Here is a 16,812-nt window from a genome sequence, read left to right on the forward strand (position 1 = left end):
TCGTCGTGGACGTCGTGGGTCGGGTCGCTCATAGGGCATTCCTGAGGGTTTGCAGGTGGGCCACCTGGCGGCTGAATTCGGCCGCGCCGAGGCGCTGTTTCAAGGGCGGGCGCAGGGCCTGGCCAATGGCGGCGGTGGGCTGGCGGGTCAGGCGCGACAGCACCTGCCACTGCTCGGCCACGGCCAGGCGTTCAAAACCGGGATGGCGGCGGCGGGCGCGGCGCAGTATGTCCTGCTGCAGCGCGCGCAGCAGGCGGTCCTGGCCGGCGTTGCGCAGCAGGAACGCGGCCGTGGCCCGCAGGTGTTCGCGCAGCTGCCGGCGGGCTAGCGCCGGCGGCGGCGTGATGGGGCCATGGCGCAGGGCGAAGTGCCAGGCGCCCAGCACCAGCAGCAGCGCCAGGCTGGCCAACGCCTGGGGGTAGTGGCGCCACAGCAGGGTGGCGAGGCTGTCACGGGCGCTGCGGAACACCAGGGTCACGTCGGTGCCCTGGTTCAGGTACCACAGCAGCCAGGCGTTGTCGTAGCGGCGGATGGCGGCGTTGGTCCACAGGTCGGCGTCGGTGACCACCGTGATCAGCCCCTCGCCGTAGCGCAGTTGCATCAGGTGCGTGGCATTGCTGCTGTTGGCCCAGGACTGGGCCTTGTTGGCCGGGTCTTCCAGGTGGAAATCGGGGTCGAAGCTGAAGTAGGCCGGTGCCTGCTCGTTTTCCAGGTACAGCTTGGTCAGCTGCGGGTAAGGGTCGGGCTTGAGCTGGGGCAGGGCGGGCAGGTCCGCCGCCAGGAACTGGCGCAGTTGCAGGCGATCGAGCAGCAGGTCGCCGCTCATGGCCTTGTCGTCGTCCCAGAGCGCCTCGGCCACGAACAGCAGGCGGCCACCGCCGCGCACCCAGGCCAGCACGTCCTCGGCCTGGCGCGCGCTCATGGTTGCGCGGTCGCCCAGCAGCAACAGGCTCTGGCCTTGGCCGGGCAGGTGTTGCAGCACTTCCAGGCCGTTAGCCATGTCGGCTTTCAGGCCCCGGTGGCGCAGGAAGGTCTCGGCCGCCAGCCAGGGGTTGGCGCGGGCCTCGGGCGAAGGGCCATGGTCGACTGTTTCGTCATAGGGGTGCAGGTGGCGGGCCAGATAGAAGCCGACAGCCGCCAGGGCGACCAGCACCAGCACAGCGACCAGCCAGGCGCGGCGGCGGTTCATGGCCGTGCCCCGCGCGCGCTGAACAACTGGCTCCAGTCGTCACACAGCTGCATCGCCAGCGCTTCGCTTGGCAGGCGGTGGCCGTAGGCCAGGGCTTGCCAGTGGCGTGTCAGCACCTGGCTGAAGGCCTCCAGGGCCGGGTCGTGCAGCCCGGCGACCTTGGCCAGCACCTGGCCCTCGGTGTCCGCCTCGTGCAGGGGCAGGCGATAATCATGCAGCAGGCGGTTAAGCAACCCTCGGTACAGCAGCCCCAAAGCCTCACGCGGGTTGCTGGCCCACAGCTGGCGGGCGTGGCCGGCGATGTCGTCGGGCAGGTCGTGGCCGCCCACCGCCAGGCCCCACAGCTGCGTGGGCAGCTGCGCTTGGGCAGGTGCCGCAGGTGCGCGCCGACTGACGAAGGTGCGCAGCCAACTGCGGTAGCGCCAGGCCACCAGGGCGATGCCGGCGATCACTGCGCTCCACAGCGCCGCTTCCATGAACTGCGCCAGCCGCTTCAGCCAGGGTTGTTCCAGCAGGCGCTTGAGGTCCACGGGCGCAGGCTTGGCTTCATCCGCCTGGCCCAGCCGCCAGAGGTGCAGGGTCTGCTTGTTGCTGAACGGCGGTTGCTCAAGGAGGGTCTTGATGTCCTGGCGTGCCGCCTGGCTGGTGACGGCCTGGTGCACCAGGCGCGGCTGGTCGAACGGATTGGCTGCCGGCGCCGGTGCCGCTTCGCTGCGCGGGGCCAGGCCCAGCACGCCCAGGGCCGCCACCAGCAACAGCGGCGCCACCCCGGCCAGGCGCTGGCGCAGGCCGCGCAATACCAGCTCGATGTCCCAGGCCTCCAGCTGCGTGCGGCGGTTCAGGTACAGGGTGAAACCGCAGGCCACGTAGATCGGCTCCCACAACACCAAGACCAAGGCGTAGAAGGCGTTGGTCAGGTGCTCCACCCACAGCCATTGGCCGTTGGCCGCCTCGATCAGGCGCCGCCAGCTCCACTCCACTTCCATCTGTTGCGGCACCATCAGGTAGAACAGGCTGATCAGGCCAATCCATAGCGCGCCTTCCAGGTGCATGCCCACCAGGGTCAACCAGCGCGCGGTGCGCCCGGCGTGGGGGTCGAGCACTGCCAGGCGGCGCTGGCGCTCGCTGCCGTCCAGGCCTTCCAGCTGCTGCACCGGCAGGTGGAAGCTGCGCGTCAGGCTCAGGCGCCGCCACAACAGGCTGGGCCACAGCTGCACCTTGAGCAGCCGGGGCCATTGGCGCAAGGCCTCGCCCAGGGTGGGCGGGTCGCTGAACAGCGCCTGGGAAAGAATATGCAGCGGCAGGCGCTCGAACAGCGGCTTCAGCCACCAGAACAGAAACATCGCCAGCGACGGCGAGTCCCACAGCAGCAGGGTCAGCAGGGCGAACACCGGCAGGGTGACGATAGCCCAGCCGAGCATCAGCAGGCGCCGGTGCCGGCGCGCCAGCAGCACGCCCAGGTCCAGGGCCTCCCAGGTGTTGCGCGGGCGAATCGCGACGCTGGCGTCAGTCAGGCGCATGGTGACGTCCACCCAGGGTCAGGTATATGCCCACCAGCAGCCACAGCAGGGTGCCCACCGTGTACTTGGTGGCGGCGCTGAAGTCGGTGCGCGACGACCAGTACGCTTCGATGAACGCCGCGATCAGCAACATGGCGATCACCCCGTACACCAGCTGGATAGCCACACCCGCAGCCTGGCGCAGCGCCTGGCTGCGGCTCAGCCGGCCCGGCGCCACCAGCGCCCAGCCCAGCTTCAGCCCGGCAGCGCCGGAGAGGGCGATCGCCGTAAGCTCGAAGGCACCATGGCCGATGACGAAGGGCCAGAAGGTCTGCACGTAGCCGATCTCGGTGAGGTGGCCAGCCACGGCGCCGATCATCAGGCCGTTGAACAGCAGGAAGAACAGGCTGCCCAGGCCCAGCAGCAGGCCACTGGCGAAGGTCTGGAAGGCAATGCCGATGTTGTTCATGATGTAGTAGCCGAACATCATCCAGTCCTGCCCGGCCAGGCGCTGCGCGGCGGGGCCCAGGCGGGTCTGGTCGGGGTCGTACATGGCCTCGGTCTGGGCCACCCGGGCCGGCTCCATCAGGTTGTAGACCAGGTCGGGGAAGGCGTACACCAGCACCCCGGTCAGCAGCACACTGCCAAAGAACACCAGGCAGGCCAGCAGCACGAAGCGCCATTGCTGGCGCACCAGCCGCGGAAAACCGGCCAGCACGAAGGCCAGGATGTTGGCCCCCAGCGCATGGCGGCGCCGGTACAACTGCTGGTGGCCGCGCAGGGCCAGCTGCTGCAGGCTGTCCACCAGGTGGCTGCTGTAGCCGCGCGCCTGCGCCAGGGCCAGGTGCTGGCACAGCCGCCGGTAATCCTGGGCGAAGGTCTCGCTGGCCTCGGGGCGCGACTTGCCATGCTCCAGCAGCGTCAGCAGGTGTTCGAAGGCCAGCCACTGGGCTTGGTGCAACTGTTCGAATTGGCTCTGCTTCATGTTGGCCCCAGCAGGCCACGGGCGATGCCGTTGATGCGCGCCATGGCCATGGCCGGGCTGACGTCGAGGCTGGGCGCGGCGATGGCGGCCAGTTCGGCGAGGCGTTCGGCGGACAGCTCGTCCTGGCGCTCGGCCAGGCTCAGCAGCGCGCGCTGCTCGGTGAGGGTCAGGGCGAAAGGCGCGGTAATGGCCTCGGCGGCGGGCAGGCGCGGGCGCAGGTTCGGTTGGTCGCGGTACACCACCAGGGTGCCCGCCGCCAGGTCGCCCAGGCGCTTGAACGCGGGGTGTTGCAGGCAGCTGATAGCGCCCAGGAAATAGCCGAACGGCAGCATGTCCACCACCCGCAGCAGGTTGCGCAGCAGCGAGGCCGACCAGCCAATGGGCGTGCCGTCGTCCTCCACCACCCGCAGGCCCATGGCCTGCTTGCCGGGCGAACGGCCCTGGTTGAACACCTCGAACAGCACCATGTACCACCAGTTCACCAGGAACAGCAGCATGGCGCCCAGCCCCACGCCCAGGCTGCCCAGCCACACCAGCACGGTAAACAGCACGCCCAGCAGCAAGCCGCGCAACAGCAGGTCGATGGCGAACGCCAGGCTGCGCACCACCAGCCCGGCCGGGCGCAGGCTCAGGTCAATGCCTTCGGGGGTTTCGATCTGGTAGCGGGTGTCCACTGGCGGGACCAGCATTGCATTCCGTCGCGTCGCTGTGGTGTGGGGCATGGATGCCTTGGGTGCGGGGCCGATATTGACTGCGTGCCTTCCGATCCTAGCTACCCTGGGGGGCCGAAGCAACCTGACATTCATGCATGGCTGGTCCCGCTGGCCGCTAACGCCTAGACTTTGCCGACTTTGTGCACAGGAACACCCCGTGAACTCCAGCATTTTCTGGTACGACTACGAAACCACCGGCATCAACCCGCGCAATGACCGCGCCCTGCAGGTCGCCGGTATTCGCACCGATGCCAACCTCAATGAGATCGACGAGCCGATCAACCTCTATTGCCAGCCCAGCGACGATATCCTGCCGCACCCGGCTGCCTGCGTGATCACCGGCATCACCCCCCAGCGCCTGGCCGAACGCGGCCTGTGCGAGGCCGAGTTCATGACCCGGGTCAACGACCAGATGGCCCGCGCCGGCACCTGCAGCGCCGGCTACAACACTTTGCGCTTCGATGATGAAGTCACCCGCTACAGCCTCTACCGCAATTTCTTCGACCCCTACGCCCGCGAGTGGCAGGGCGGCAACACCCGCTGGGACCTGATCGATGTGGTGCGCACGGCCTATGCCCTGCGCCCCGAGGGCATCGTCTGGCCGCAGGTGGACGGGCGGGTCAGCATGAAGCTGGAGTTGCTGACCGCAGCCAACGGCATTGATCACGGCCAGGCCCACGATGCATTGTCCGACGTACGGGCCACTATTGCGCTTGCACGCCTGATTCGCGATCGACAACCCAAATTGTATAACTGGTTGTATCAGCTGCGCAGTAAAACCAAAGTGCTGGACCAGGTTCGCTTGTTACAGCCGTTGGTACATATTTCCGGACGCTTTTCCGCCGAGCGCAATTATTTGGGCGTGGTGCTGCCGTTGGCCTGGCACCCCCGTAATAAAAATGCGCTGATTGTCTGCGATCTGCATTTTGATCCACGGCCATTGTTGGACGAACCCGCGGAAGTTTTGCTTCAGCGCCTGTACACCCGCCGCGATGAAATGCCCGAAGGGCAATTGCCGGTGCCGCTGAAGCTGGTGCATGTCAATCGCTGCCCGGTGTTGGCGCCGTTGACGGTAGTGCGCGAGGAAGATCGGCAACGCCTGCAATTGGATATGGCCCTTTATCTGCAACGCGCCGAGCAGTTGACTCAGGGGCAGGCACAATGGCGGGACAAACTCGCGAGCCTGTATGGCGAGGAAGCCTTCAGCACGGTGAGCGATCCGGAGCAACAGCTATACGATGGCTTTATTGGTGATCGTGACCGGCGTTTATGTGAGCGGGTGCGGACACTGGATCCGCATCAACTGGCGCTGGAAAACTGGATGTTCGATGATGAGCGGCTGCCCGAATTACTGTTCCGCTATCGGGCACGTAACTTCCCTGATACGTTGACCGAAGAAGAACGCCAGGCCTGGGCAGACTTCTGCCGCCGGCGTTTGACCGATCAGTCCTGGGGTGCGCCCAATACCCTCGAAGGCTTTGCCCAGGCCCTGGCGCAATGGCAGCCCCAGGCCACGCCGGCGCAGGCGCAGGTGCTGGCCCAGTGGCAAACCCACGTGGCCGGGTTGCAAGCACGGCTCGGCCTATAACACTTTGTTTCGGGCATAAAAAAACGCCAGCTATCAGCTGGCGTTTTTTTTAGCGAATCGAACGGCGCGGGCCGAATCAATTAGCCTAGCAGAGTTGCCCAGCCTTCGACGACGTCGCCGCCCCACTTGGCTTTCCACTCTTTCAGGGTCTTGTGGTTGCCACCTTTGGTTTCGATGACTTCACCGTTGTGCGGGTTTTTGTATTGCTTAACTTTACGAGCGCGCTTGGTGCCGGTGACTTTAACGGCGGCGCCACGTGGAGCCTTGTTCAGCTTGGCTTCAGGATCCAGCAGCGCGATGATGTCACGCAGGGATTTCTGATATTCGCCCATCAGGGTACGCAGTTTGCCTTCGAATTCCAGCTCGGTTTGCAGTTTGTCGTCTTGCGACAGGTTCTTCAAACGAGCTTGCAGTTCTTTGATGGCTTCTTCTGTGGCGCGGTATTCGTTGATCAGGGACATGAGCAGGACCTTGTGAATGCTGTGTGTCAGGGATACTTGGCTCAATAATAGTCATAGCTTTTGATCAAGTAAACATTAAAGCGCCGATGCCTTCACAAATGACGTTATTTTAATCGTGACCAGTGGTAGCTATTTAAGTTTGAACGGTCAGTTATACGCCAATGTCGCTGGCCATCGCGTCGGTGGCCAGGGGATAACCCTTATCGATGCAGGGATATGCAGGCGCCGGTGGCCTGCCGATGCAACGAATACTGCAGTTTCCTCGAGTGTCCGCTAGAATAGCCGCCTTTGCGAAGTCTTGGAGTTTTCCCTCATGCGCACTTTTCGGCTGGTTATCGCTTGCCCGGACCGCGTTGGCATTGTTGCCAAAGTCAGTAATTTCCTGGCTTCCCATAACGGCTGGATCAATGAAGCAAGCCACCACTCGGACGACCAGAGTGGCTGGTTCTTCATGCGTCACGAGATCCGTGCCGACACCCTGCCATTTGGCATAGAAGCCTTCCGCGAGGCGTTCGCGCCCATCGCCGAAGAGTTCTCCATGGTGTGGCGTATCACCGACACCGAACAGAAGAAGCGCGTGGTGCTGATGGCCAGCCGCGAGTCCCACTGCCTGGCCGACCTGCTGCACCGCTGGCACAGCGACGAGCTGGACTGCGAGATTGCCTGCGTGATCTCCAACCACGATGACCTGCGCAGCATGGTCGAGTGGCACGGCATTCCTTACTACCACGTGCCGGTGAACCCGCAGGACAAGCAGCCGGCGTTCGCCGAAGTGTCGCGCCTGGTCAACCATCACCAGGCCGACGTGGTGGTGCTGGCCCGCTACATGCAAATCCTGCCGCCGCAGCTGTGCCAGGAATACGCGCAGAAGGTCATCAACATTCACCACAGCTTCCTGCCGTCGTTCGTGGGCGCCAAGCCGTACCACCAGGCCTCCCTGCGTGGCGTGAAGCTGATCGGCGCCACTTGTCACTATGTGACCGAGGAACTGGACGCCGGGCCTATCATCGAACAGGACGTGGTGCGCGTCAGCCACAGCGACAGCATCGAGGACATGGTGCGGTTCGGCCGTGACGTCGAGAAGATGGTGCTGGCCCGTGGCCTGCGCTACCACCTGGAAGACCGCGTGCTGGTGCACGGCAACAAGACCGTGGTATTCAACTGACCCTGGCTTGAGCAGCGAGGCAGCCCCATGAGCGACCCCCGCGACAAGGCGGCTGCCACGCCCCCGCCCACCCTGGGCGAGGGCTGCCTAGCCCGTTACGACCCCGACGCCCTGAGCGACGAGGACGGCACCGAGTTCCCCGGTGCCGAGGCCTTGTGGGAGCAAACCCACCCCGAAGCCCCTTGAAAACCCCGCATCGGTGCCAGACGCCGCCTGCGGCAGCTGCTACGCGAATGCGGATACCCCATAGACCGCGTCGCCTGCATCGCGGCCAAGGCCGGCTCCTACCACGAATAGTGTAGGAGCCGACTTTAGTCGCGATGCAGACAACGCCATTTCAAGACAGTTGCTGCTACGTGCAATGCCCTCGTAGCAGTGGCCATAGGCCGCGTCTGCAGGCACCGCGCACGCCCAGGTATACCGCGGGGCTACCGGACGCCGCCTGCGGCAGCTGCTACGTGAATGGCGGCGCGTAGCAGCGGCCATAGGCCGCGTCCGCAGGCACCGCGCACGTCCAGGTATACCGCGGCGGTGCCGGACGCCGCCTGCGGCAGCTGCTACGGGGTTGGGCGGTGTTTGAGGCGGCGCAGCAGCGGGCCGCCGACCATGGTGGCGAACACCGGGCCGCCAGCAATCAGGTAGAAGTAATAGGTCACCACCCGCCAGATCAGGATCGCCGCCGCCGCGCTGGCCTTGCCCACCATGGGCGCCAGCAGCGCCGCCGAGGTTAGCTCGGCCGCGCCGGCCCCTCCGGGCAGCAGGCTGAATTGGCCGGCACTCAACGACAGCATCTGGATCAGGAACGTCCACGCCCACTCCACGTCCGCCCCCAGCCCGCACAACGCCAGGTACAGCACGCTGTAGCGCACGCCCCAGTGCAGGCAGGTCAACAGGAAGACCTTGGCCAGCACCGGCCGTGGCAGTTTGCAGGTGTCGGCGAAGGCCTCGAGGAAGCGCAGCAGCTTGCGCGCCCAGCGTCGGCGCTTGGCCGCGCCCACGCCGAGGCGGCGCAGCACCTGGCCGTTGAGGCGGATAACCTGGCGATGCCAGCGCACCAGCGCCAGGCCCAGGGCCGCTGCCCCCAGCATCAGCAAGGCACTGAGGGTGAGCAGCCATTGCAGCCCATGGTTGAGGTGGTGAAACAGCGCGTAGAAAAATATCCCCGCCAGCGCGCACAGGAAGAAGGCCAGGTCGCTGAGCTGGTCCATGGCGAACACCGCGCTGGCCCGCGCCGGCCGCACGCCGAAGCGGCCCAGCAACGCCAGCAGCGTCAGCGGCCCGCCGCTGCCACCGGGGCTGGCGCAGATGGCGAACTCGGTGGCCATCACCGTGCCCAGGCAGCGCCGCAGGGTCAGCCGGTCCGCCAGGGCGCCCAGCAATAGGCGCAGGCGCAGGGCGTTGACGCACCAGCACAGGCCGATCATGGCGAACATGGCGGGCCACAACAGCGGCGGGAAGCGTTGCAGCCGCCCCAGCATGTCGGCACCGCCCAGCCACAGCGGGATCAGCACCGCGACCGCGATGGCTGCCGCCAGCCACAGCCAGCGTTTCATGCGGCGTGGCGGGCGACGGCCTGGCGTTGCACCCAGGCCAGCTTGGTCAGCGGCTGGCGCCCCTGTTGCAGCAGGCGTTGCAGGGTGTCCAGCCAGTACTGCCGCGAATAATCATGGCGCATGTCCACCGGGTGCAAGCCCAGGCGTATGCACGACGCCTGCTGCCATTGCTGCTCGCGCCAGTCGCTGAGCACCTTGGACAGGCCGCGGCGCCAGGCGCTGCCGGCGCTCCACACCAGGCCCGGGGCCTGGATCTCGGTGAAATCGGGCAGCCGGTACAAGTGTTGTGGGCCACTGGTATAGCTCAGGGGCAGCCGTTGCAGGGCGCGGCGGGTGCCTTCGCTCATCAGCCACGCCGGCGCGACGAAACCTTCGACCGGCCAGTCATTGCGGGCGAACACTTCAAGGCCCGCTTCCAGGCGCATCAGCGCGTCGGCCTCCGACAGCTGGTAGAACTCGCCTTCCCAGGTGTACACCCGGCGCATGAAGTACTCGCGCGGGGTGTGCGGCATGGGGCCGTCGTCGGCGTGGTAGAAGCCGTGCAGCGCCAGTTCGTCGCCGCGGGCCAGGCGCAGGTCCATCATGCGCCGGAAGGCGGGGAAGTTGTGCAGGTGGTTGTGGTGATGGAAGTCCGGCACCACCAGCAGCGTCATGGGTATGTCGCCCAGGGCATCGACCGCGTCAACGAAGGGCTTGTAGTCTTCCCAGCTTTGCGGGGACACGTCGTGCAGTACCAGTAACACATCAGCCATGGCGAACCACCTTGCGGGCGCTGGTGCCAAGCACCGCGCGGTAATGTTCCAGGAGCCCGGCCACCACGGTGTCCCAGGCGTAATGCTGCTCGGCGTGCAGGCGCGCGCGGCGGCCCAGGTCGCCGCCTTGGGCGAACAGGTCGCGCACCGCATCGGCCATGGCGTGGGGGTCGTTGGGCCGGCACAACAGGCCGCAGTCCGGTTGCACGATTTCCGTGAACGCGCCGGCCGCGACCGCCACCACCGGGATGCCACTGGCCATGGCTTCGAGAATCACCAGGCCGAAGGTCTCCTGGTCACCGGCATGCAGCAGCGCGTCGGCGCTGGCCAGCAGCCTTGCCAGTTCGTGGGCAGGGCGGAAATTGTCCATCACCGTGACGTTGCGCGGCACGCTGGCCGGCATGTGCGAGCCCACCAGGAGCAGGTGGTACTTGGGGCCCAGGCGCTTCATGCACTGCAGCAGCACCGGCAGGTTCTTTTCCTTGGAGCCGCGGCCGGCAAATATCAGCAGGCGCACGTCGTCGCCCAGGCCCAACTCGGCGCGCAGGCCGGGGTCGCGGCGCTGGGGGTTGAAGGTGGCGAGGTCCACGCCCAGGCGCTGCACATGCACATTGCCCACGCCCAGGCCGCGCAGCTTGTCGGCCATCACCTGGCTGGGCGCCAGCACCCGGTCGAAGTTGCCGTACAGCTTGCTGACATAGGCCTCGACGTTGGGGGTGAACCAGTTGCCCATGCGGTTGCTCACCAGCAGCGGCAGATCGGAGTGGTAGAAGCCGATGACGGGCACGTCCAGCTGGCGGCGCGCGTCGAGGGCGGCCCAGGCGGTGAGGTAGGGATCACCCACCTCGATCAGGTCCGGTTGCAGGTCCTTGAGCACGTTGCGCCAGGGCGCCAGGCGCAGGGGGAAACGGTAGCCGTTGCCAAAGGGCAGGGCGGGGGCCGGCACCTGGTAGATGCCGTTGTCTTCATTCAAGGCCGGGCCGGGTATCAGCAGGCTGTGGCGAACCCCGGGCGTGACCATCAGGCGACGGTGTTTGGCATCAAGATAGGTTCTCACGCCCCCGCTGGCGGGGGCGTAGAACATGGTGATGTCAGCGATATGCACGATCGGTATCCCTGCGCAGTGTCATTCCCTTAGGTTGACCGCTGGCAGGGACAGTTGTTTCATCCGATCGCTAGGTGCGCCGGCAGGGGCTCAGATACGGAAGCTGCCCACCAGTTGCTTGAGGCGGGTGGCCTGTTGTTCCAGGTCCGAGCAGGCGCGCAGGGTGGAGTGCAGGTTCTCGATGCCTTCCTGGTTGAGGGTGTTGATCTCGTTGATGTCCATGTTGATGGAGTCGACCACGGCGGTCTGTTCCTCGGTGGCGGTGGCCACCGACTGGTTCATGCCGTCGATCTCGCCAATGCGCACGGTCACGCTGCCCAGGCGCTCGCCGGCCTGGTTGGCGATGGACACGCTGTCCTGGCTGTGGCGCTGGCTTTCGCCCATGGTGCTCACCGAGGCGCGGGCGCCCACCTGCAGCTCCTCGATCATGGCCTGCACTTGCTGCGCCGATTCCTGTGTACGGTGGGCCAGGTTGCGCACTTCATCGGCCACCACCGCGAAGCCGCGGCCGGCTTCACCGGCACGCGCGGCCTCGATGGCGGCGTTGAGCGCCAGCAGGTTGGTCTGCTGGGAGATGCTGGTGATCACTTCCAGGATCTGGCCGATGTTCACGGTCTTGCTGTTGAGCGTCTCGATATGGCCACTGGAGGTGCTGATCAGGTCCGACAGGCGGTTCATGGCCTGGATGCTGTTTTCCACCACTTGCTGGCCTTCCTCGGCCAGGCGCCGGGCGCTGGTGGCCTGTTGCGAGGCTTGCGCGGCGTTGTGGGCAATTTCCTGGGCGGCGGCGCCCAGCTGGTTGATGGCCGCGGCGACGCTGTTGGTGCGGTTGGATTGCTCGTCCGAGTTGAGCATCGACGAGTTCGAAGCCGCGACCACGCGCAGCGCCACTTCATTAACCTGCTCGGTGGCCGACGACACCTCGCGGATCGAGCCATGGATACGCTCGACGAAGCGGTTGAAGGCGCGGCCCAGCATGCCGAACTCGTCGTTGCCGTTGATCTGCAGGCGGCGGGTCAGGTCGCCTTCGCCTTCGGCGATGTTTTCCATGGCGCGGATCATGGTGTGCAGCGGGCCCATCAGCACGCGGATCAGCATGCCCAGCAGGGCGATGATGATGACCACGGCCACTACGGTGGCGATCATCGCCGAGGTGCGGAACTGCGACAGCATGGCAAAGGCCTTGTCCTTGTCCACGGACAGGCCGATGTACCAGTTCACCGAGGGCAGGCCCTTGACCGGGGCGAAGGTGACGATGCGCGTCTTGCCGTCGATCTCCACTTCATGCAGGGCGCTGTCGAGCTTCAGGTCGCTGCCCGGCGCCATGTCGTTGAGGGTCTTCATCACCAGGTCGCGGTTGGGGTGTACCAGGATCTTGCCGTCGGCGCTCACCAGGAACGCATGGCCCATGCCGCCGAAGTCCAGCGAGCGGATGATCTTGTCCATGGTGTCCAGGCTCAGGTCACCGCCCACCACGCCCAGGTTGGCGTTGCCCTGGTTGGCGGCCTGCACGATGGAGATCACCAGCTTGCCGGTGCTCATGTCGATATAGGGTTCGGTCAGCAGTGGGCCACTGGTGGCCAGGCCGCTTTTGTACCAGGGCCGTACGCGCGGGTCATAGCCAGCGGGCATGGTGGCTTCTGGCTTGTTATAGAAGTTGCCCTGGGGGTCGCCCAGGTAAATATTGAGGAAGTTGTTGTTGAGCGTCGGTTGTTCCAGCACGCGGTTGACGTTGCCCGGCTCCGGGTTCAGGCGGATGTTTTCCACCACGTTCTGCACCAGCAGGATACGGCCGCCCAGCCAGTTGCTGATGTTGGTCGAAGTGACGTCGCCCATTTCATGCAGGTAGCTTTCCAGGTCCTTGCGGATCGCATTGCGTTGCAGGTAATCGTTATACAAGGTGAACAACGCAAAGGCGGCCAGCACGATGAGCGAGGCCGCGATGAGAATCTTGTGGCTGAATCTCAGGTTTTTATTCATGGGGGATACGATCCGCTAAGGTCTTAATTCGGGGCAGGTGGATTAAGCAGTGCCTTCATCCCTAAAAGGCGGGGCGAACGTTTTTTAAAGTTTGGGTCTTCCACCCGCTATATCGACTGCGGCGCGAGAAAACTTAAGCGAGGTGACGAAATGCCTGACGTTGCGCAATTGCTCATTGGGGCCGACCAGGCCGGCCAGCCCCTGGGCCAGGACCTGCGCCTGGCCAACCGTCACGGCCTGATCGCCGGCGCCACCGGCACCGGCAAGACCGTCACCTTGCAGCGCCTGGCCGAAGGTTTCAGCGACGCCGGGGTGGCGGTGTTCGCCGCCGACATCAAGGGCGACCTGTGCGGCCTGGGCGCGGCGGGTGCGCCCAGCGGCAAGATCGCCGAGCGCATCGCCGGTATGCCGTGGCTGCAGCATCGGCCCCAGGCCTACCCGGTGACCCTGTGGGATGTGCACGGCCACAGCGGCCACCCGCTGCGCACCACCTTGAGCGAGATGGGGCCGTTGTTGCTGGGCAGCCTGCTGGAACTCACCGACAGCCAGCAGGCGGCGCTATACGCGGCGTTCAAGGTGGCCGACCGCGATGGCCTGCTGTTGCTGGACCTCAAGGATTTGAAAGCGCTGCTGGGTTACCTGCGTGACAACCCCCAGGTGCTGGGCGACGACAGCGCGCTGATGACCACCGGCTCCAGCCAGGCCCTGTTGCGGCGCCTGGCCACCCTGGAACAGCAGGGCGCCGAAGCGCTGTTCGGCGAGCCGGCGCTGCAACTGCAGGACCTGCTGGCACCGGCCGCCGACGGCCGCGGGCGCATCCACCTGCTGGACGCCAGCCGCCTGGTGCACGAGGCGCCCAAGGTCTACGCGACCTTCCTGCTGTGGCTGCTGGCCGAGTTGTTCGAGCAGCTGCCCGAGCGCGGCGACGCCGACAAGCCGCTGCTGGCGCTGTTCTTCGACGAAGCGCACCTGTTGTTTGCCGGCACCCCCAAGGCGTTGCAGGAGCGCCTGGAACAGGTGGTGCGGCTGATCCGCTCCAAGGGCGTGGGCGTGTACTTCGTCACCCAGTCGCCGGCCGACCTGCCCGACAACGTCCTGGCGCAACTGGGCTTGCGCGTGCAGCACGGCCTGCGGGCGTTCACCGCCAAGGAGCAGAAGGCGCTGAAGGCGGTGGCCGATGGTTTTCGTCCCAACCCGGCGTTCGACAGCCTGGCGGTGCTGACCGAACTGGGCATCGGCGAAGCGCTGGTGGGCACCCTGCAGGACAAGGGCACTCCGGCCATGGTCCAGCGCGTGCTGGTGGCGCCGCCGCAGTCGCGCATCGGGCCGTTGAGCGAGGCGGAGCGGGCGGCCATCATCGCCGCCTCGCCGCTGGCGGGGCGTTATGACCAGCCCATCGACCGGGAATCGGCCTACGAAATGCTGCTGGCACGCAAGGCGCCGGCGCCCCAGGAAGCGGCGCCCACAGAGCCGAGCCTGGCGGACAAGGCCGGGGAACTGCTGGGCGGGGTAGCGGGGCAGGCGTTGAAGTCGGCCATGCGCCAGGCGGCGAACCAGCTGGGGCGCGAGTTGGTGCGGGGGCTGATGGGGTCGTTGTTGGGCGGCAAGAAGCGCCGGTGAGCGTGATGTTCGCTGTAGCAGCGGCCGCAGGCCGCGTCCAAGGCGCCGCGCTTCCCCCGGCACGCCGCAGCGAATTCGGACGCAGCCTTCGGCAGCTGCTACGGGTTTGCTTCAGGCATGAAAAAGGCGCCCCGGGGCGCCTTTTTCAACAGCGGTGGTTTTACGCCACGACTTTCGACGACAGCCAGAACAGCCCGGCCGCCAGCGCCATCGACGCCGGCAGGGTCAGTACCCAGGCCAGCATGATGGTCTTGATGGTGCCGCCCTGCAGGCCGCTCTTGTTCGCCACCATGGTGCCGGCCACGCCCGAGGACAGCACGTGGGTGGTCGACACCGGCAGGGCAAAGACGTTGGCCAGGCCAATCGACAGCGCCGCGGTGATCTGCGCCGACATGCCTTGGGCGTAGGTCATGCCCTGCTTGCCGATCTTCTCGCCGATGGTCAGCACCACGCGCTTCCAGCCGATCATGGTGCCCAGGCCCAGGGCCAGGGCCACTGCAACCACGACCCAGAAGGGCGCGTATTCGGTGGTGGTGGTCAGGTCCTTGCGCAGTTTCTCCAGGTCCGACTTCTCACGCGAATCCAGGGCCGGCAGCTTGCCGACCTGGCGCGCGGTGTCATCCAGGCACAGCAGGTAGCGGCGTACTTCGATGCGCTTCTCGGCGGGCAGGGTGTGGTAGTCGGACACGCCGTTGAGGGTGGTCATCAGCGCATTGATGGTCGGCTCGGTCTGCTGTGGCTCGCAGCGGAACTGGTCCGGCAGGTCGCCGCTCTGGGCCTTGCCCAGGGCCAGGTACTCGCCCAGGGTCGCTTCGTTGCGCTTGTAGAACTGGCTCAAGTGCACGGTGGCGTCGCGGGTGCGTTCGATCTGGTAGGTGGTGCTGCTCAGGTCCAGCACGAACTGCGCAGGCACGATGCCGATCAGCACCAGCATGATCAGGCCAATGCCTTTCTGGCCGTCGTTGGAACCGTGCACGAAGCTCACGGCCATGGCCGAGACCACCAGTACCAGGCGGTTCCAGAACGGCGGGTGCTTCTTGGAGTCGGTCCGTTTGCGCTCGTCAGGGGTCTTGTGCATGTTCGACAGCGGGCGCCAGGCCTTCAGCGCGATCAGCACCAGGGCGGCCAGGAAGAAGCCGACGATGGGCGAGACCACCAGCGAGGCGCCGATGTCGATTGCCTTCTGCCAGTTCACGCCCTTGCCCAGCGGGATGTGGTTGATCATGGCGTTGGCCAGGCCCACGCCCAGGATCGAACCGATCAGCGTGTGCGAGCTGGACGACGGAATGCCGAAGTACCAGGTGCCCAGGTTCCAAGCGATGGCGGCGGCCAGCAGCGAGAACACCATGGCCAGGCCCTGGCCGGTGTTGACGTTGATCAGCAGCTCGACCGGCAACAGGTGAACGATTGCGTAGGCAACGCCCACGCCGCCAAACAACACCCCCAGGAAGTTGAAGGCGCCGGAAAAGAACACGGCCAGGTGCGGCGGCATGGCTTTGGTATAAATGACTGTAGCGACCGCGTTGGCGGTGTCATGAAAGCCATTGATGAACTCGAAAGCCAGGACAAAGGCGAGAGCGAAGAAAAGGCTCACCAGTACCCAGGCGTCGACTCCGTGGAATAAATCAATCATGAAGGTTTTCTGACCCGGTCATAAGGGGGCGCGATTATGCCAGAAAACCCCGGAAATCGATGCCCCTGCTGCTCACCGGTAACAAATTTCGACAATTTGGTCAGGTCGACCGAGCGCTTCCCGCCTGCGGGTGCAGGCAGGGCGGAGCCGCTAAACAGCGGGCTTTGGCGGGGAAAACGCGACCTCAGGTGCCGGTTCAGGCACCCTCAAACGGGCGTATGAAATTTCCCTGTCACCGGATAGTCATCACTCGGTCATGATGCGTGCCGCACCGGGCACGCCATCAGAGTGCGATCAGGCGTCAAGGTTCCTCGCCTTTCAAATCCTTTTCAATTTTCTGGATTTCCTGGGCGAACGCCTGGTCGAGCAGGGTGGCCCGCTTGCGCCACGGCTTGCGTTCCGGCTCGGGCTGGGCGGCGTAAGTGGTGACTTCGCCACCGTAAACTTCCTTGTAACGTTGTTCCTGGCGCTCAAGTTCCGCGCGCAGTTCATCTTTCGTCACATTGTTACCTAATGGTCCGTTGTATTCCGGTGTTGCGCACTGCCACGAGAGGCAGGCGGCCACGTCA

15 protein-coding genes are annotated in these 16,812 nt (G+C 65.5%); 4 read left to right on the plus strand and 11 right to left on the minus strand.

The window, feature by feature from the left end; genetic code table 11:
* Positions 1–28: 28 nt before the first annotated feature.
* Genes AC0Z2B_RS06970 through AC0Z2B_RS06985 form a run of 4 tightly spaced genes read right to left on the minus strand, consistent with a single transcriptional unit; the run spans position 29 to position 4,395 of the window.
* The gene (locus AC0Z2B_RS06970; RefSeq protein ID WP_476295696.1) at positions 29–1,189 is read right to left on the minus strand and encodes a DUF4350 domain-containing protein; all 1,161 of its coding nucleotides are present in this window, start codon (positions 1,187–1,189) and stop codon (positions 29–31) included.
* The gene (locus AC0Z2B_RS06975) at positions 1,186–2,709 is read right to left on the minus strand and encodes a DUF4129 domain-containing protein (RefSeq protein WP_476295697.1); all 1,524 of its coding nucleotides are present in this window, start codon (positions 2,707–2,709) and stop codon (positions 1,186–1,188) included. Before AC0Z2B_RS06975 ends, AC0Z2B_RS06970 begins: the two co-directional genes overlap by 4 nt.
* On the minus strand, positions 2,696–3,673 hold the full coding sequence (locus tag AC0Z2B_RS06980) for a stage II sporulation protein M (protein WP_476295698.1): 978 nt from the start codon (positions 3,671–3,673) through the stop codon (positions 2,696–2,698). Before AC0Z2B_RS06980 ends, AC0Z2B_RS06975 begins: the two co-directional genes overlap by 14 nt.
* Positions 3,670–4,395, minus strand: a complete 726-nt coding sequence (locus AC0Z2B_RS06985) for an RDD family protein (protein ID WP_476295699.1) — start codon at positions 4,393–4,395, stop codon at positions 3,670–3,672. The genes AC0Z2B_RS06980 and AC0Z2B_RS06985 overlap by 4 nt, the downstream gene beginning before the upstream one ends.
* 148 nt (positions 4,396–4,543) lie before the next feature.
* On the opposite strand from AC0Z2B_RS06985, the gene sbcB reads away from it, so the two are divergent.
* A complete protein-coding gene (sbcB, locus tag AC0Z2B_RS06990) occupies positions 4,544–5,974 on the plus strand; it encodes an exodeoxyribonuclease I (protein ID WP_476295700.1) in 1,431 nt (476 codons plus the stop codon).
* Between the two features lie 80 nt (positions 5,975–6,054).
* Here the strand turns inward: sbcB and mvaT are convergent, their stop codons facing one another.
* On the minus strand, positions 6,055–6,435 hold the full coding sequence (mvaT, locus tag AC0Z2B_RS06995; RefSeq protein ID WP_416426725.1) for a histone-like nucleoid-structuring protein MvaT: 381 nt from the start codon (positions 6,433–6,435) through the stop codon (positions 6,055–6,057).
* Between the two features lie 313 nt (positions 6,436–6,748).
* On the opposite strand from mvaT, the gene purU reads away from it, so the two are divergent.
* A complete protein-coding gene (gene purU / locus AC0Z2B_RS07000) occupies positions 6,749–7,600 on the plus strand; it encodes a formyltetrahydrofolate deformylase (protein WP_416426723.1) in 852 nt (283 codons plus the stop codon).
* A 27-nt stretch (positions 7,601–7,627) separates the two neighbouring features.
* Positions 7,628–7,786, plus strand: coding sequence for a hypothetical protein (locus tag AC0Z2B_RS07005; RefSeq protein WP_476295701.1), 159 nt, complete (start codon positions 7,628–7,630; stop codon positions 7,784–7,786).
* A gap of 371 nt (positions 7,787–8,157) precedes the next feature.
* Here the strand turns inward: AC0Z2B_RS07005 and AC0Z2B_RS07010 are convergent, their stop codons facing one another.
* The 4 genes from AC0Z2B_RS07010 to AC0Z2B_RS07025 form a co-directional block, all read right to left on the minus strand.
* Positions 8,158–9,153: a lysylphosphatidylglycerol synthase transmembrane domain-containing protein gene (locus AC0Z2B_RS07010; protein ID WP_476295702.1), complete on the minus strand. Its 996-nt coding sequence runs from the start codon at positions 9,151–9,153 to the stop codon at positions 8,158–8,160.
* Positions 9,150–9,905, minus strand: a complete 756-nt coding sequence (locus tag AC0Z2B_RS07015; RefSeq protein WP_476295703.1) for a DUF2334 domain-containing protein — start codon at positions 9,903–9,905, stop codon at positions 9,150–9,152. Before AC0Z2B_RS07015 ends, AC0Z2B_RS07010 begins: the two co-directional genes overlap by 4 nt.
* Positions 9,898–11,019: a glycosyltransferase family 4 protein gene (locus AC0Z2B_RS07020; protein ID WP_476295714.1), complete on the minus strand. Its 1,122-nt coding sequence runs from the start codon at positions 11,017–11,019 to the stop codon at positions 9,898–9,900. Before AC0Z2B_RS07020 ends, AC0Z2B_RS07015 begins: the two co-directional genes overlap by 8 nt.
* Before the next feature lie 81 nt (positions 11,020–11,100).
* Positions 11,101–12,990: a methyl-accepting chemotaxis protein gene (locus AC0Z2B_RS07025; RefSeq protein WP_476295704.1), complete on the minus strand. Its 1,890-nt coding sequence runs from the start codon at positions 12,988–12,990 to the stop codon at positions 11,101–11,103.
* Positions 12,991–13,140: 150 nt separating this feature from the next.
* Between AC0Z2B_RS07025 and AC0Z2B_RS07030 the strand changes: the two genes are divergently transcribed.
* On the plus strand, positions 13,141–14,610 hold the full coding sequence (locus AC0Z2B_RS07030) for a helicase HerA-like domain-containing protein (RefSeq protein WP_473004391.1): 1,470 nt from the start codon (positions 13,141–13,143) through the stop codon (positions 14,608–14,610).
* A gap of 160 nt (positions 14,611–14,770) precedes the next feature.
* Here the strand turns inward: AC0Z2B_RS07030 and AC0Z2B_RS07035 are convergent, their stop codons facing one another.
* Together AC0Z2B_RS07035 and AC0Z2B_RS07040 are read right to left on the minus strand one after the other, a co-directional pair.
* Positions 14,771–16,243, minus strand: a complete 1,473-nt coding sequence (locus tag AC0Z2B_RS07035; RefSeq protein ID WP_416426717.1) for an inorganic phosphate transporter — start codon at positions 16,241–16,243, stop codon at positions 14,771–14,773.
* 301 nt (positions 16,244–16,544) lie between these two features.
* On the minus strand, positions 16,545–16,745 hold the full coding sequence (locus AC0Z2B_RS07040) for a hypothetical protein (RefSeq protein WP_416427463.1): 201 nt from the start codon (positions 16,743–16,745) through the stop codon (positions 16,545–16,547).
* Positions 16,746–16,812: the final 67 nt, after the last annotated feature.

The organism is Pseudomonas sp. GYB4201, from assembly GCF_056312595.1.

What these genes read in the sequence shown, in the direction of transcription:
- AC0Z2B_RS07025 (WP_476295704.1), bottom strand. Translation starts at nt 12,990, where the DNA reads ATGAATAAAAACCTGAGATTCAGCCACAAGATTCTCATCGCGGCCTCG.
- AC0Z2B_RS07005 (WP_476295701.1), top strand. Translation starts at nt 7,628, where the DNA reads ATGAGCGACCCCCGCGACAAGGCGGCTGCCACGCCCCCGCCCACCCTG.
- purU (WP_416426723.1), top strand. Translation starts at nt 6,749, where the DNA reads ATGCGCACTTTTCGGCTGGTTATCGCTTGCCCGGACCGCGTTGGCATT.
- AC0Z2B_RS06985 (WP_476295699.1), bottom strand. Translation starts at nt 4,395, where the DNA reads ATGCCCCACACCACAGCGACGCGACGGAATGCAATGCTGGTCCCGCCA.
- AC0Z2B_RS06970 (WP_476295696.1), bottom strand. Translation starts at nt 1,189, where the DNA reads ATGAACCGCCGCCGCGCCTGGCTGGTCGCTGTGCTGGTGCTGGTCGCC.
- mvaT (WP_416426725.1), bottom strand. Translation starts at nt 6,435, where the DNA reads ATGTCCCTGATCAACGAATACCGCGCCACAGAAGAAGCCATCAAAGAA.
- AC0Z2B_RS07030 (WP_473004391.1), top strand. Translation starts at nt 13,141, where the DNA reads ATGCCTGACGTTGCGCAATTGCTCATTGGGGCCGACCAGGCCGGCCAG.
- AC0Z2B_RS06975 (WP_476295697.1), bottom strand. Translation starts at nt 2,709, where the DNA reads ATGCGCCTGACTGACGCCAGCGTCGCGATTCGCCCGCGCAACACCTGG.
- AC0Z2B_RS07010 (WP_476295702.1), bottom strand. Translation starts at nt 9,153, where the DNA reads ATGAAACGCTGGCTGTGGCTGGCGGCAGCCATCGCGGTCGCGGTGCTG.
- AC0Z2B_RS06980 (WP_476295698.1), bottom strand. Translation starts at nt 3,673, where the DNA reads ATGAAGCAGAGCCAATTCGAACAGTTGCACCAAGCCCAGTGGCTGGCC.
- AC0Z2B_RS07035 (WP_416426717.1), bottom strand. Translation starts at nt 16,243, where the DNA reads ATGATTGATTTATTCCACGGAGTCGACGCCTGGGTACTGGTGAGCCTT.
- AC0Z2B_RS07015 (WP_476295703.1), bottom strand. Translation starts at nt 9,905, where the DNA reads ATGGCTGATGTGTTACTGGTACTGCACGACGTGTCCCCGCAAAGCTGG.